Consider the following 14,532-nt stretch of genomic DNA (forward strand, 5'->3'; position numbering starts at 1 on the left):
TGAAAGTGATCCAGCTTACCTTTTGGCCGAGGAGGAATGCTTATGAGTCCAACTCCAGCAGATCATCTGTGGATTCGACTCGCCATGATATATGCATTCATTCAGATCATGATTGCTCTGTGGATGCCTGAGGCTTTATCGCTTCAGCGTGTTCTAGTCATTATTCCTCCTGCAGCCGCCTCCGTTTATTTAATGCGGATTAGTCGGCGTTATGAGGTTCATCTTCGCAGATTTTGGCTTATTGTGAGTCTCGGATTAATGGGGGATGCAGCGGCACGAATCATTCACGCTTGTTATGTTTGGTTTGGAAAAGAGAGCGCTTTCTCGCCGATCCTAACCCACTTATTCTGGGGACTTGAACTCATTTTGTTCGCAAGTTCTCTCATTTATTTATTCCGGCATGTTCAAGGATTGTTTCGGGGACTCCGGTTTATGCTGGATATCGTGATTGTTGGCATAGCCGTCATGACAGTAGGGTGGGAATATTTCATCAAGCCTGAGCTTCAGGGGCTGGCCCATGAGGCAGTATGGGGAAACCTTTGGGTGGACATGCTGTATCCCCTGTGCGCAATAGTACTTATTTTTTTTACGCTGGTGTTGTATTTTAATACCGGACTGTTAGGGAAAAGGGCGGCCATTCTGTTATGTCTTGGCGGAAGCGCTTATATTGCCGGAGATGTCCTGTACATCTATCTCGTTGATCTGATGGGTATCGAGGTTCGTTCCTATCTGTATCCACTCTATACGATATCGGTATTAATCATTAGTTTCGCAGGTGGGCAGTCCGCTCCTAATTCCCGTAAACCATCCGTTGGCGAGCGGGAGCCGCGTTCAGTCGGAAGCCTGATCGTAAGGTACCTGCTTCCCTACAGCGTGCTTGGCGGGATGTTTGCCCTTATGGCGCAGCGGTTTGGAGGGTGGACTGGACTGTTTACCGGCCTTTCCCTGTGCGTGATCCTGATTCTGTTCAGGCAGATTTTAATCCAGTTCGAGAACGATCGCTTGTTTGACCGACTGCATGAGAGTCTGATGCAGAGTGAAGCCCTGGCACATCGTGATGATCTGACGGGGCTGTATAATCGCCGTTATTTTAATGCAAGGCTGGCGAGCTCGCTGAAGGAGGCGGACCGCGCAGGTTCCCGTGTAGGCTTATTGTATATGGATATGAATCGTTTCAAACGAGTCAATGACCGATACGGCCACCGTACCGGCGATTTGTTGATACGAAAGGTTGCAGATCGGCTTCAATCTCTTGAATCCAAGGGAGTTTTGGTTTCTCGTTTAGGAGGAGACGAATTCACCGTTATGATCCATCCGGCTGGTGAGGATCAGGAGCTGATCTGGATGGCGGAGGAGATTTGGACGATGCTTAGCGAGCCGTACGAATTGGAAGGGCATGAAGTCCGAACCACGCCGAGTATCGGCATTGCAGTTTATCCGGATCATGCCAGAAATGATCAGGAGCTGATTGGCCGCGCCGATGCCGCGATGTATGCGGCGAAGGAACGGAACGCCCCTTGGCATTTTGATGTGGAGCGGACGATGCTGCTGCAGCTTTTGGATCAAAAGGTTGAGTAGATCAAGTATGACCATCGTATTGACAATACGTTGTTAAAAGCAATATAAGTCGATTTTTGTAGAATTTGGCGTAATCATTGTACGAATCTTGCGCATTTCTCTTAAAATAGGTCATAACTTCGATATAAAATCCATAAAATGCAAAGAAATCATATTCAAAATGCCGATAAGAAGCATAGTGAGAGCTAGCTTGCCAAGGAGGACGAACATGATTTGCGACAATTGCAGCACCTTTGAACCGATTGAGGACCAGGGGACCATTCATATGAAGCCTGCAAGTGGAGAGCTTATTCAGTTGCTGGCAGTGAACGGCTACGCGGTACAAGAGAACAATGAGGGTTGTGCTGTAAACTACAAGGTACGTGCGGACCTGATCTCCATGATGAAGTGTCTGCAGCCCCTTCCGCTGAAGATTCGTCAAGAGCTGTCCTTCTGTGTTACCGGCGGAGAAGCTCCGCAAATCCGGCATTCGTGGACCCCTATGCAGAAGTTCGAACTGCAGATGGAGCATTACGATATGGTAAGTATCATTTTACATAAGCAGTTTACGAGCTTTATGCAGCCCATCGTGGATTCATCCGAACAGATCGTTGCCTACGAGTTTCTCCTTCGTCCGGTAGAGTGGGGAGTCAGGTTCCAGCCGTATGAGCTGTTTGAGACAGCCCGTAAAACCGGATTGCATGCATTCCTGGACCGGGCGGCACGAACCAGTGCCATTGAGACCAGTGCCGAGTGGCTTCCTATCGGCGTGAAGCGATTCGTGAACTTCCTGCCATCCTCTATATATGATGCGCAGATGTGTCTAAGCCACACCTTTCATACCATAGACAGGCTCCATCTGGATCCGAGGGATTTCGTATTTGAGGTTGTGGAAACCGAGAAGATTGATGATGTCGAGCATTTGCAATCGATTTTCGAGGTGTATCGCAGTCATGGAATCTCGGTAGCCATGGATGACGTCGGTGCAGGTTATTCCACATTGGAGCAGATGATTAAGCTTAAGCCGGATTATGTAAAGATCGACCGGAGTCTGATCGACCATTGCGATCGTAATCCCGCGCAGCAGGAGCAACTCAAAATGATCACGAACAAGGCTCATGATTTTGGGGCCATGGTGCTGGCTGAAGGCATTGAGAGACGGGAGGAGTTTCATTTTTGCCGAGATATCGGGATCGAGCTCTCGCAGGGGTATTTGTTTGGGAAGCCAGCCGAACGCCCTCCGCGTGATCCTCATTCTCAACTGATCTATTCATAACATACATAATTGGCAATTCCCCCCGCCATCGGGATGCGGAGCTTTGCATCTGATTGTCGCAGCCTTTGGCTGAGTTCAGACAATATAGATGCTTGGCGTGGATGAAAACGGGCCCTTTAAGAAGGAGCAATGCTGCCTGAAGGAGCCCGTTTTCTGTAAAAACAAGAGCCCTGGAATGTTCTCCAGTGGTATTATCCCCTGATGGTAGACAGTGAAAAAAGAGGACATGTTACAATGAACTCAAACACTGGATACCGGAGGGGATTTTTGTTATGCCAGCGAAGAAAGGTCAAACTTTTAATCGATATAGTGAAGAAACGAAGAAAGAGGCCGTTCGTTTGCGAGTGGAAGAAGGTTGGGCGTACAGCCGGATTATGGAGAAGTTTGGAATTAAAAGTGAGAGCCAGATTATCACATGGGTACGTAAAAGCCAGAACGGAGAGAGTTTTGAGGATTACCGGGGACGCTGGACGAAGAAGCATTTTAGCAGTGCAGAAGAAGAAAATGCTTATCTGAAAGCGCAGGTAGATTATCTAAAAAAGCTCAATCCGAACTTACACGGGGAGGGAAGCTGGATTTCGAAGCCCGGTGCCAGTCCATTCAAGAAATAAGCAAATGGGCTCCCGTGGTTTGGCTGTGTAGGATCGCTGAAATTTCACGTGCAGGTTACTACAAATGGAAAAAGAACGCTATCCTTAGAGAGAAACGAGCAGACCGGGATGCGGATCTGAAAGCACACATTTTGGGCATTCATCGGCTTCGTCCTTATTTCGGTTACAAACGTATGCGAACTGCTTTAGGAAAAGAAGGCTTGGTGGTGAATCACAAAAAGGTGCGTCGCTTGATGAGAGAACTTCATATTCGCTCCGTGATTCGCAAGAAGCGTCCCTTTGCTGGCCGGAAACCGTCAGTCCTGTTTCGTAATGTCTTGAATCGAGAATTTAGGGCTACGGCTCCTGAGCAGAAGCTGGTGACGGATATTACGTATGTCCGGATTGGACATGAGTTTGCTTATCTCTCGGTGGTGATGGATCTGTATAACAACGAGATTGTGGCCTGGGAACTCTCCGAACGAAATGACTTAAAACTCGTTACAGACACGGTGAAGAAACTGAAATGTGGACCTACCTTGCTCCATTCGGACCAAGGGTTTCAATATACAACACAAAGCTATGCCCAGTTGCTTGAAGAGAAGAAGCTAACAGGAAGCCATTCCAGGCGTGGGAACTGCTATGACAATGCTTGTATTGAGTCGTTCTTCTCCCACTTAAAGACGGAGAAGTTGTATTTGGAGAAGCCTCAGAATCTGGAGCAAGCCAGGAGCCAAATCACGGAGTACATTTTGTTTTACAACAAGGAACGTTTCCAAAACAAACTGGGCGACCTCTCCCCAATTGAGTTTCGGGAGAAAGACGCCGCTTAATAAAATTTCTCTTTTTTTATTGTCTACTTGACGGGGCTATGACCACCAGGGCTCTTGTTTTTTATATAACTCGGTAGTTTTTGTAGATGTATGCCTGTTATCTTGCGGCTTGGACCTGTCCAAATCCGTCGATGCTGTACTCCTTGCCATTCACGTTCAGGACAGCCGGCGTATCCGTTTCGTTGACGATGATGGTTTCCTTGCCTTTGACGTTGACCTTCAGGCGGGAACCGCGGAACATCACCTTGAAGGAGAAGGAAGACCAGTGACCTGGAATGAATGGATTCAAATGCAATACGCCGTCCTTCACGCGCAAGCCGCCGAAGCCATGCACAACGGACATCCAGGTTCCAGCCATGCTGGTTGTATGACAGCCGTCCTCGGTATCGTTGTTGTAGTTGTCCAGATCCAGGCGAGCTGTACGGAGGTACATCTCGTACGCCTTCTCCTGGTACCCAAGCTCGCACGCGAGAATGGAGTGTACGCAAGGCGATAGGGAGGACTCATGCACCGTGAATGGTTCATAAAAGTCGAAGTTGCGTTTTTTCGTAGCCAAATCGTACTGGTCGCCAAGGAAGAACAATCCTTGCAGCACGTCAGCCTGTTTAATGTACACCGAGCGCAGAATGCGGTCCCAGGACCAGTTCTGATTCAGGGGCAAGTGGACAGGGTCCAATTCCTTCACCGGAACAAGCTCCTTGTTGAGGAATCCGTCCTGCTGCAGGAATACGCCGAGCTCCTCATCGACCGGGTAGTACATTTTGCTGATGATATCCTGCCATTTGGTCGTTTCGACATCCTGCAGCCCCAGCTTCGCCGTAAGCTCGGCATAGCGGGCATTCTCGTTTTCTTTCAAATATTCGAGCACGTCGAGTGTGTATTCCATCGTCCAACTGGCAATCCGGTTGGTGTACCAGTTGTTGTTCACGTTGTTCTCGTACTCGTTCGGACCGGTAACGCCCAGCATCATATACTGATCCTTCGCCGGCACGTAATTCACGCGCTCTTCCCAGAAGCGGGAAATTTCCACGAGCACTTCCAGACCGTATTGGCCGAGGTAAGAGAAGTCGCCGGTATAATTTACATAGTTATAGATGGCATAGGCAATCGCGCCGTTACGGTGGATTTCTTCAAACGTAATTTCCCACTCGTTATGGCATTCCTCGCCGTTCATCGTCACCATAGGGTAGAGGGCGCCTTTGGTAAAGCCGAGCTTCTTGGCGTTTTCCTTCGCTTTTTCCAGGTGTTTATAACGATAGATCAGCAGGTTGCGCGAAATGCTGGCGTCCGCGGTGCTCAGGTAGAACGGCAGGCAATAAGCCTCGGTATCCCAGTAGGTGCTGCCGCCGTATTTTTCCCCGGTGAAGCCCTTCGGCCCGATGTTCAGACGGTCGTCTTCGCCGCTGTAGGTTTGGTTCAGCTGGAAGATGTTGAAGCGGATCGCTTGCTGGGCCGCCACATCGCCTTCAATGACGATATCGCTTTCCTTCCATTTGTCGCCCCACGCATCGGCCTGCTCCTTCAGCAGCAGCTCAAATCCGGTTTCGACCGCCGGCTCCAGCACAGCACGTGCAGCATCCACCAATTCGCCGAATCCATGATTGCGGGATGTGACGTTGGCTACATATTTATAGATGGTGATGGCTTCACCTTCGGACACAGATACATTTACGCGGTTGGCCGCATACTTCTCTTTTTCCACCAGTTCGGCTTGGAGATCCAGCTTCGCGCCGTTCTTAAGAATGCTATATGACATGACGGAGGTCACATGAAAATCGAGTTTCTTGGTCTTTACGGTCAATGCGCCCGAGCCTTGCGCAGCTTCCTTGAATACCTCCAGCCAGAACTTCTCGTCATAGTTGGAGTCTTTGTTCTTCACATCGCCATCGAGATAAGGCGTGACCGTAAGCTCTCCAGCAAAATTAAGCGGAGTTACGGCATATCGAATGGCGCCGATCTCGTGGCGAACAATGCTGACAAAACGGACAGCTTCAACCTTGAGCTCCTTGCCGTTTTCCATGACGGCGATAAAGCTGCGGGAGAGGAAGCCTTCTTTCATATTCAGCTCGCGCACAAAATCCTTCACCGTGCATTTGGCCAGATCAAGCGGCGTCCCGTCGATTTCAATGCCGATGCCAATCCAGTTGGTGCTGTTCAGCACTTTGGCAAAATATTCGGGATAACCGTTCTTCCACCAGCCTACACGGGTTTTATCCGGATAATACACGCCGGCCATATAACTGCCTTGCAGGGAGGAACCGCTGTAGGATTCCTCGAAGTTGGCGCGCTGGCCCATAAATCCGTTACCGATACTGAAGATACTCTCCGAGATCTCATGCGTGTGAGGATCAAAGCCCTCCTCAATAATTGACCATTCATCAAGCTTTAAATATTGTTTCACAATCATCGGCTCCTTTGTTTTTAGGAAAAATGGTTGCAGATCTATATGGGATGAAACTACCGGATGCCGTAAGCATGTGTCGCAATTCGCTTACAACTCCAGCAGACGATCCACCGTAAATCCTTCCAGGGAGGGAAGAACGATGTTGGCGCGCCCCAAGGTTTCAGGCGATCCGATGCCGACGCTCCGCATTCCCGCGCGGATGGCGGCTTCGATGCCGGCCTCTGCATCCTCGAATACGACGCAGTCGTCAGGCCGGGCGCCAAGCTCTCGGGCTCCCAGCGTAAATACCTCGGGATCCGGTTTCGCTTGGGCAGTCTTCGTTCCATCGATGATAGCGTCGAAGTAGGGAGTCAGGCCGGTATTGTTGAGGATCAGCATCGCGTTCTTGCTGGCGGAGCCCAGCGCAACCTTGATGCCGCGGTCCTTCAGCGCTTGGATAAATTCGCGGGCTCCAGGCAAAATCTCGGATTCGTCCATGTTGGAAATATACTCGACATACCAAGCATTCTTCTTCTCGGCTAGCGCCAGCTTCGCGTCTTCATCGAGCGTGATTCCGCCAACCTCAAGCAGAATATCGAGGGAAGCCATGCGGCTTACCCCCTTCAGGCGTTCATTGTCCTGCTCCGTAAATTCAAAGCCCAGCTCTCCGGCAAGACGCTTCCAGGCAATGTAGTGATACTTGGCGGTATCCACCAGCACGCCGTCAAGATCAAATAAACAAGCGGTTAGGTTTGACATGATCATCCTCCTTAATGAATTAGTGCAAACGTTTGAACCAAGCTGCAAAAATAAAGGAAGCACCACGATGCTTCTTTATTTTGATAATACTTCGTGTATTCCGCCATGCTTATCCAAACCTTATGATTTCGGCAGCGAAAACATCGAGGATTCGCGGATCATCAACCGGTGCGGAATGATATAGCGGTGCGGTAGTATCGTGTTGTCATCGTTACGAATGGTCTGGATCAGCGCTTGCGAAGCGGTGTAACCCAGGTTGTAAATACCGATGTCCACACTGCTCAGCGGCGGGGTCGATAGTTCGGTCAATGAGATGTTATTGAAACTGATAATGGACACATCTTCGGGAACCTTATACCCCAGCTCGTGCAGTCCTCTCAGCACGCCGAAGGATACAATATCGTCAACAATAACAAGCGCCGTCGGACGTTCAGGCAAGTTCATGAAAAAGGACATGGCGCGATAGCCGCTCTCCTGAAGGAACTCGCCTTCGACAATCCATTCTTTTCTCATCTCCAGACCGGCATCGGCAAGCGCTTTGCCATAGCCTTTCATCCTGTCCTGAGAGACGATCAGGTTAGGCGGGCCGCTGACAAAGCCGATCCGTTGATGTCCAAGGGAGATCAGATGCTTGGTTGCATCATAGGCAGCCTGCACATTATCGGTATCGACGGATAACAGATCCGGGTATTTCTCGCTCCGGCCGACAAGCACGAACGGATAGTTGTTGGACTTGAGAAAATCGACCACCTGATCGTCCTGCCTGGAGTACAGCAAAATGGCGCCGTCGACGCGGCGACCGTTAAGCAGCCGGGATACGGCCTCGACTTCTTCCTTCTCGTTGCCGCCCGAACTGAGAACGACGTCGTATCCGGAGCGGTTCGCTTGGGTGACGATCCCGCGGATCAGTTCCATGAAGAATAAGTTGAGGAACAATTCTTCCGCAGGTTTCGGCAGAATCACGCATATGCTTTCCGTCGTTTTGGAAACCAGGCTCTTAGCCATAATATTGGGATGGTAGCCCATTTCCTCCATGATCTCTTTCACCTTCCGCGAGGTTTCGCGGCTGATCCTAGGATGATTGGAAAGGACCCTTGAGACGGTGGAGGGGGATACGCCCGCTCGTTTTGCGACATCTTTAATCGTTACAGACATAATAGGACCTCCAGTGGAACCGTTTGCGTTTTTTTGAAAATAAGAAAGCGACTACTGGAGTTCTCTCTAATTTCAGAAGAGTAACTTCCGCTAATCGCGGACCGTTCTTCTTTATTTAATTGTGGGTCTGTCAGGCCCTGAGTATACATGATACCTATTGATTTAAAGCCATATTGATCCGGTTTGTTAAACGGTTTCACACTGCTATATTAACGTTAATCGATAGGCTTGTAAATACGTATCCAAGTCAGTCCAGCGCAAATATTTCACAAATACATCAAAAAAGAAGCAAGGGTTAGAAAACGGGAGAAAGTGCGGTATTATAGTCAGAAAAGCCCGGAAAACAACTTAAAACGACATTGTGCAAACGATTTAACAAAACCGAGAAGTAAGTTATGATATGGATGGATAAAAACGAGCCGTCATCAACGGAAGAAGATGAATGTTAAGTTGAACCACAAAATGTAACCGTTTTACTGGAAAGAAATCATGAAATCGAATACAAACGTTTGCGCTATTCTGAGATAGCTGTAGAGATCCATTTGAATAGATAAGTGCAGCAACTGGATGAATTTCAGCTGCTGCAACGAACAGGAGGTAAACAACGTGATACGTTCTACATGGGGAAAACGCAGGGCTCTGCCTATATGGCTCGTTGTCTTTGCGCTTACGGGAAGTCTGCTGGCAGGCTGCAGCGGCACAGCGGCTCCATCGCAAGAGGAGGCTAAGCCGCCGGCAGCCCCGGAAACAAAACAGCCGGATCCGAAAGCGCCCGAAGCAATGGAGACAGCGGAGGTGGATGAGCAGCCCTCCGACGTCTATTATGAGATCTTTGTACGCTCATTCTATGATTCCGATGGGGATGGGATCGGTGACTTACAAGGCGTCATTGAGAAGCTGGATTATCTGAATGACGGAAATCCGGAAACTTCAGAGGATCTTGGCGTGACGGGGATTTGGCTGATGCCGATTAATCCTTCGCCGAGCTATCACGGCTATGATGTGACCGACTATCGTTCCATCCACCCGGACTATGGAACCCTTGATGACTTTAAGACGCTGCTTGCCGAAGCGGATAAGCGCGGAATCAAGATTATTATGGATTTGGTAGTCAATCACACAAGCACGGAGCATGCCTGGTTCCAGCAGGCTGCGAAAGACAAGGCTTCGGCAACCCGCGATTGGTACATATGGGCCGAGGATCAAGGGAGGACTCCTTCAGGAGCCAGCGCCGCAGGCAGCGACTCGCCATGGCATGAGATCAACGGGGCCCATTACATGGGCACGTTCTGGGGCGGGATGCCGGACCTGAACTTTGATCATCCCAAGGTCCGCGAAGAGATGAAGGATATCGGGAAGTTCTGGCTGGAGCTCGGTGTCGACGGATTCCGGATCGATGCAGCCAAACATATTTATGAGGATCTGATGTCCGATAAAGGCGAAGCGACAACGGCTAAGAATACAGCATGGTGGCAGGAATTCCGCGCCAGCATGAATGAGGTGAATCCGGACGCTTATATTGTCGGGGAGATTTGGGATAATTCCGCTGCGGTCATTGCGCCGTATCTGGATAACGCGTTTGATTCCGGGTTCAACTTTAGCCTGGGCGAGAGCATCATCGGTGCCGCGATGAATGAAAAGGATAACAATCTGGCCTTCACCCTGGAGCGGATGTATGGTTTGTTCAGCCAAGTATCGGGCGGCAAGTTTACGGATGCCGCATTCTTGACGAATCATGACATGAACCGTGTCATGTCCCAGCTGAAGGACGATGAGAACCACGCCAAGATGGCCGCCGGCATTCTGCTGACCATGCCGGGCAATCCGTTTATTTATTACGGAGAAGAGATCGGGATGAAGGGAGCGAAGCCGGACGAACAAATCCGCGAGCCGATGATCTGGTCCAATACGGGCAGCGATAAGGGGCAGACGACCTGGGAGCCGCTTAAGCATAACCGCGGCGATCAGGTGCAGGGCGTGGAACAGCAGACGGAAGACCCGGATTCTCTGCTGTCCCGTTACCGCACGTTGATCCGTTGGCGGAATGATATGCCTGCGCTGAACAGCGGAACGATTGAATCCTTTGCTTCCGGTAATGGGCAGGTGATGGCTTATATCCGCCGTTCCCAAGACAACAAAGCCCTTGTTGTCCATAACCTGTCAAGCGAAGAGCAGACGGTCGATTTGGCAGCAAAGAGCGGGGAATCGCCGTTCCAATCCTTGTCGAAAACAACGGATGATAGAGCGGCATTAGACGGCAAAGGCTTAACACTGCCTCCTTATACAACCGTCATATTGGAGTAGGTAGGTATCAGCTTGTCTACTACAGTGGAACACAAAAAGACCGCGAGCCCCCTTGGAAGGAGGGGGCTCGCGGTCTTTTTGCCGTTAGGATGCCTTCGCATGAGCCAAAAAAGGCCTAACATGTCTAGCCTTGAAACTGCCGTAAATATCTGGCTGTTAGGGAATGCGGGTTCTTCAGCAGATCGGCCGGTTTGCCGGAGAACAGGACATTCCCGCCGTCATGTCCCGCGCCGGGCCCCATGTCAATGATCCAATCCGCTTGGCTGATGATATCCAGGTTATGCTCAATCACAATGACCGTGCTGTTCTGAGCGACAAGTCGGTTGATGATGGACATAAGCCGCTCACAGTCGGACAGGTGAAGGCCAGTCGAAGGTTCATCGAGCACATAAATTTCACCTTGCTTATCGAGCTCTGCCGCCAGCTTCACCCGCTGCCGTTCCCCTCCCGATAGCGTGCTTAAGGGCTGGCCGAGCGTCAAATAACCCAGTCCAACATGCTGAATGCGCTGAAGGGCGACCACGATACCTTGCTCCGTGAAATAATCCAGCGCTTCGTCGGTGGTCATGGCGAGCACGTCACTGATGTTTCTACCGCGAAGTTGATAGCGCAGAACGTCATCATGAAAGCGGCGGCCCTGGCAGGCTTCGCAAACCGTAACCAGGCTGTCCATAAAAGCCAGATCCATCGTAATCGTGCCGGAGCCGTTACACACCGGACAAGCCCCCTTGGCATTAAAGCTGAACAGGGATGGACTTACCCGATTCTCATCGGCGAACAGCTTGCGGATGGCATCAAAAATGCCGGTAAACGTCGCGATATTGGAGCGGTTGGATGCCTGGATCATGTCCTGATTGATAATGATGGCCTCCGGATAAACGTTCGGCAGCACCTGGTTAATGAGCGTGCTTTTGCCTGACCCGGCAACGCCTGTTACCACGGTCAGCACCCCGGCCGGAATGCTCACGGATACCTGCTTCAGATTGTGAAGGGAGGCGTCTTTGATGCGCAGCCATCCGGCCGGCTCCCGGACCGCGGACTTTAAGCGGGCGCGTCGACTGAGATATTTACCTGTCAGGGTGTTGGCGTGCCGCAACCCTTCCGGGTCCCCCTCATACACGATCGTACCGCCGGCGCTGCCTGCTCGCGGCCCCATATCTACAATATGATCGGCAATCCGGATGACGTCCGGATCATGCTCCACGATGATGACTGTATTTCCCTTATCCCGAAGCTGTTGCAGCAGGCGGTTCATGTTATGCACATCGTGCGGATGCAGGCCAATGCTGGGCTCGTCAAAAATATACGTTAAATCCGTCAAGCTGCTCCCCAGCTGGCGCACCATTTTGATGCGCTGGGACTCGCCTCCGGACAGTCTTGCGGTTTCCCGGTCCATCGTCAGGTAACCGATCCCGACCAGAAGCAGCTGCTCCAGCCGAGTGATGCAGTTTCCCACGACGGTTGCTGCCGCAGGATCCTCGATCGTCTGCAAAAAAGCGATCAGCTCATTGACCTGCATCCGTGCACAGTCGGCGATGGATGTGCCGTTGATTTTGCAGGAGAGCACCTCCTGATTCAGTCTCCCGCCATGGCATAACGGGCAGGCAGTCTCAGCCACCACTTGATCAATAGCTTCCCTGTACGTCCTCGCATCCCGTGAATCCTTGCTCAGGAACGTCCGCTCCAACCGGGGAATAATGCCTTCATAATACGAGGTGGGCGGCCATTCCTCCGTTGGGTTGGGTGGTTTAAAACCGGTTTTGTACAGCAGCGTGTCCCATTCTTCCTCGGTGTAATCCTTCAGTTTCTTATCATTATCAAACAGGCCTGTGGCGACATAACGCTTCCAGCGGAACTCCCCCGGGCGGAATGTCGGGAACCGGATGGGGCCTTCGTTCAGCGATTTCTCCTTGTCGATCAAGTTCTCGATCCGAAAGCTGTTCACTTTGCCCAGTCCCTCACAATGGGGGCACATGCCTTGAGGGTTGTTAAAGGAAAAGACGTCCGAATATCCGACAAAGGGCCGGCCTATTCGGGAGAATAACAAGCGTAGCAAGGAATGGATATCGGTGATGGTTCCCACGGTTGAACGGGCATTGCCGCCGATTCTTTTCTGATTGACGACGATGGCCACCGACAGGTTTTCAACCGAATCCACCTCCGGCTGTCCGTAATGGGGGAGGCGATGGCGGATAAAGCTGGAATACGTCTCATTCAGCTGACGCTGGGATTCCGCGGCAATCGTATCGAAGACCATGGCGGATTTGCCGGAACCGGACACACCGGTGAACACCGTGATTTGTTTTTTGGGGATCGAGAGGCTCACGTTACGCAGGTTTTTGTTGCGGGCACCATTAACCTTGATGGCCTGTTCCATAGGGTTGCACATCATGAGGGCTCCTTTCTTGTATCGTTTTGACCTGGACACAGCAATAGCATATCTTATAAACATGACAATTATTGTCTAGTTATAACGTGTGAGGTGGGTATTATGTCAAAAGCGAAACAGCTTATGGATGTCATCATGTATGTCAATGCCAAAAGGAGCTTTACCGCTCAGGAAGTGGCCGATGAATTCGGCGTTTCCGTTCGCACGGCGCACCGGTATCTAACCGAGATCAGCGACATGGGCGTTCCCTTATATACGGAGCAAGGGCGGCACGGGGGATACCGTACATTGAAGAGCCTCGTTCTTCCGCCGATCCTGTTCGATGAAGATGAAGTGTTTGCTATATTTTTTGCTTTTCAAGCCTTGAAGCGTTATACCTCGTTGCCGTTTGAGCTGAATATCGGCTCTGCCTCCCGCAAGCTGCTGTCCGGATTTCCGGAGGATACCAAAATGATGATCAGCCGCCTGGAATCGGTGCTGACGTTCTGGAGTCCAAGCAGAACCGCAGGGTCCCCTTATCTAAAAGACGTCATTGAAGCCGCTCTTCATCAGCGGGCTATACGGATCAGCTATCGTTCCAAATCGGGCACGGGCGACCGGGAAGTGCTGCCGATCGGCGTTTATGCCCAGGATGGTTTATGGTATATGCCCGCGGCGGAGCATGGGAAGGAAGGGGTGCGCCTGTTCCGCATGGACCGAATGGAATCCTTAGCCCTGACCGATAACACCTATGAGGCGGACATTAGCATGCAAGAATGGCTCGAGGATTACCCCATTCGGGAGCCGGTTCGATTGTATGCAGAGCTGACTAGGGAAGGGGCGAGACAGTGCGAGAGCATTCCGTGGCTGGAGAACGAGGTAGCCATGCATGACGAGCACCGGGGCATTGTGGATACAACCATTGATGGCAATGATCTTGAATATGTCGCTCAAATCTTCCTGAGTCTGGGTACGGAAGCGAAAGTCATTGAACCTCCGGAGATCGTTAATATGCTGAGGGAAAAGGCAAGGCAGCTGAGCTTGCATTACGGAGAGTCGGAGGGATAGGCTGCCCGGGCGGCAGTCTGACGGAGGACGGATGGCATGATATGAAGGTTGAGTAAGCTTCGAAAGGCCCAGTGAGGGAGCACTGCAGGTTAACAAATCGGATGCATGAACATCGGGGATCCCGTGTTACAATGACAAAAGATGAATTACGGTATACATAAAAGCTTACAAGAGCCTTCTTTGACTTAAAGCTATAGAATAACCCCTCTTGGGGAGATACGAAGGTTCGTATGGAAAGG

The 14,532-nt window shown here is 50.9% G+C and carries 9 protein-coding genes; 5 read left to right on the plus strand and 4 right to left on the minus strand.

Annotation, left to right across the window (positions count from 1 at the left end):
• Positions 1-42 precede the first annotated feature (42 nt).
• The 3 genes from AC0VZ8_RS03115 to AC0VZ8_RS03125 all read left to right on the plus strand — a co-directional run bounded on the left by AC0VZ8_RS03115 (position 43) and on the right by AC0VZ8_RS03125 (position 4,256).
• Positions 43-1,578 carry a diguanylate cyclase domain-containing protein gene (locus AC0VZ8_RS03115; protein ID WP_475486023.1) on the plus strand — a complete coding sequence of 512 codons (1,536 nt, stop codon included), beginning with the start codon at positions 43-45 and terminating at the stop codon, positions 1,576-1,578.
• A 208-nt stretch (positions 1,579-1,786) separates the two neighbouring features.
• Positions 1,787-2,833 carry an EAL domain-containing protein gene (locus AC0VZ8_RS03120; RefSeq protein ID WP_475486024.1) on the plus strand — a complete coding sequence of 349 codons (1,047 nt, stop codon included), beginning with the start codon at positions 1,787-1,789 and terminating at the stop codon, positions 2,831-2,833.
• A 272-nt stretch (positions 2,834-3,105) separates the two neighbouring features.
• Positions 3,106-4,256, plus strand: a protein-coding gene (locus tag AC0VZ8_RS03125) for an IS3 family transposase (RefSeq protein ID WP_475486025.1) whose coding sequence is annotated in 2 segments (ribosomal slippage) — positions 3,106-3,367 and positions 3,367-4,256 — 1,152 coding nt in all. Because the reading frame shifts where the segments join, the coding sequence is not laid out codon by codon here.
• Between the two features lie 97 nt (positions 4,257-4,353).
• On the opposite strand, the gene AC0VZ8_RS03130 is transcribed toward AC0VZ8_RS03125, so the two are convergent.
• The 3 genes from AC0VZ8_RS03130 to AC0VZ8_RS03140 all read right to left on the minus strand — a co-directional run bounded on the left by AC0VZ8_RS03130 (position 4,354) and on the right by AC0VZ8_RS03140 (position 8,553).
• A complete protein-coding gene (locus AC0VZ8_RS03130; RefSeq protein WP_475486026.1) occupies positions 4,354-6,657 on the minus strand; it encodes a glycoside hydrolase family 65 protein in 2,304 nt (767 codons plus the stop codon).
• 90 nt (positions 6,658-6,747) lie between these two features.
• On the minus strand, positions 6,748-7,398 hold the full coding sequence (pgmB, locus tag AC0VZ8_RS03135; RefSeq protein ID WP_260066462.1) for a beta-phosphoglucomutase: 651 nt from the start codon (positions 7,396-7,398) through the stop codon (positions 6,748-6,750).
• Between the two features lie 120 nt (positions 7,399-7,518).
• On the minus strand, positions 7,519-8,553 hold the full coding sequence (locus AC0VZ8_RS03140; protein ID WP_071222189.1) for a LacI family DNA-binding transcriptional regulator: 1,035 nt from the start codon (positions 8,551-8,553) through the stop codon (positions 7,519-7,521).
• Positions 8,554-9,159: 606 nt separating this feature from the next.
• Here AC0VZ8_RS03140 and AC0VZ8_RS03145 point away from each other — a divergent pair.
• On the plus strand, positions 9,160-10,857 hold the full coding sequence (locus AC0VZ8_RS03145; RefSeq protein ID WP_475486027.1) for an alpha-amylase family glycosyl hydrolase: 1,698 nt from the start codon (positions 9,160-9,162) through the stop codon (positions 10,855-10,857).
• 124 nt (positions 10,858-10,981) lie between these two features.
• On the opposite strand, the gene AC0VZ8_RS03150 is transcribed toward AC0VZ8_RS03145, so the two are convergent.
• The gene (locus AC0VZ8_RS03150) at positions 10,982-13,249 is read right to left on the minus strand and encodes an ATP-binding cassette domain-containing protein (RefSeq protein ID WP_475486028.1); all 2,268 of its coding nucleotides are present in this window, start codon (positions 13,247-13,249) and stop codon (positions 10,982-10,984) included.
• 99 nt (positions 13,250-13,348) lie between these two features.
• Between AC0VZ8_RS03150 and AC0VZ8_RS03155 the strand changes: the two genes are divergently transcribed.
• Positions 13,349-14,293 carry a helix-turn-helix transcriptional regulator gene (locus AC0VZ8_RS03155; protein ID WP_475486029.1) on the plus strand — a complete coding sequence of 315 codons (945 nt, stop codon included), beginning with the start codon at positions 13,349-13,351 and terminating at the stop codon, positions 14,291-14,293.
• Positions 14,294-14,532: the final 239 nt, after the last annotated feature.

The organism is Paenibacillus sp. QJM3NY_38 (genome assembly GCF_056173265.1).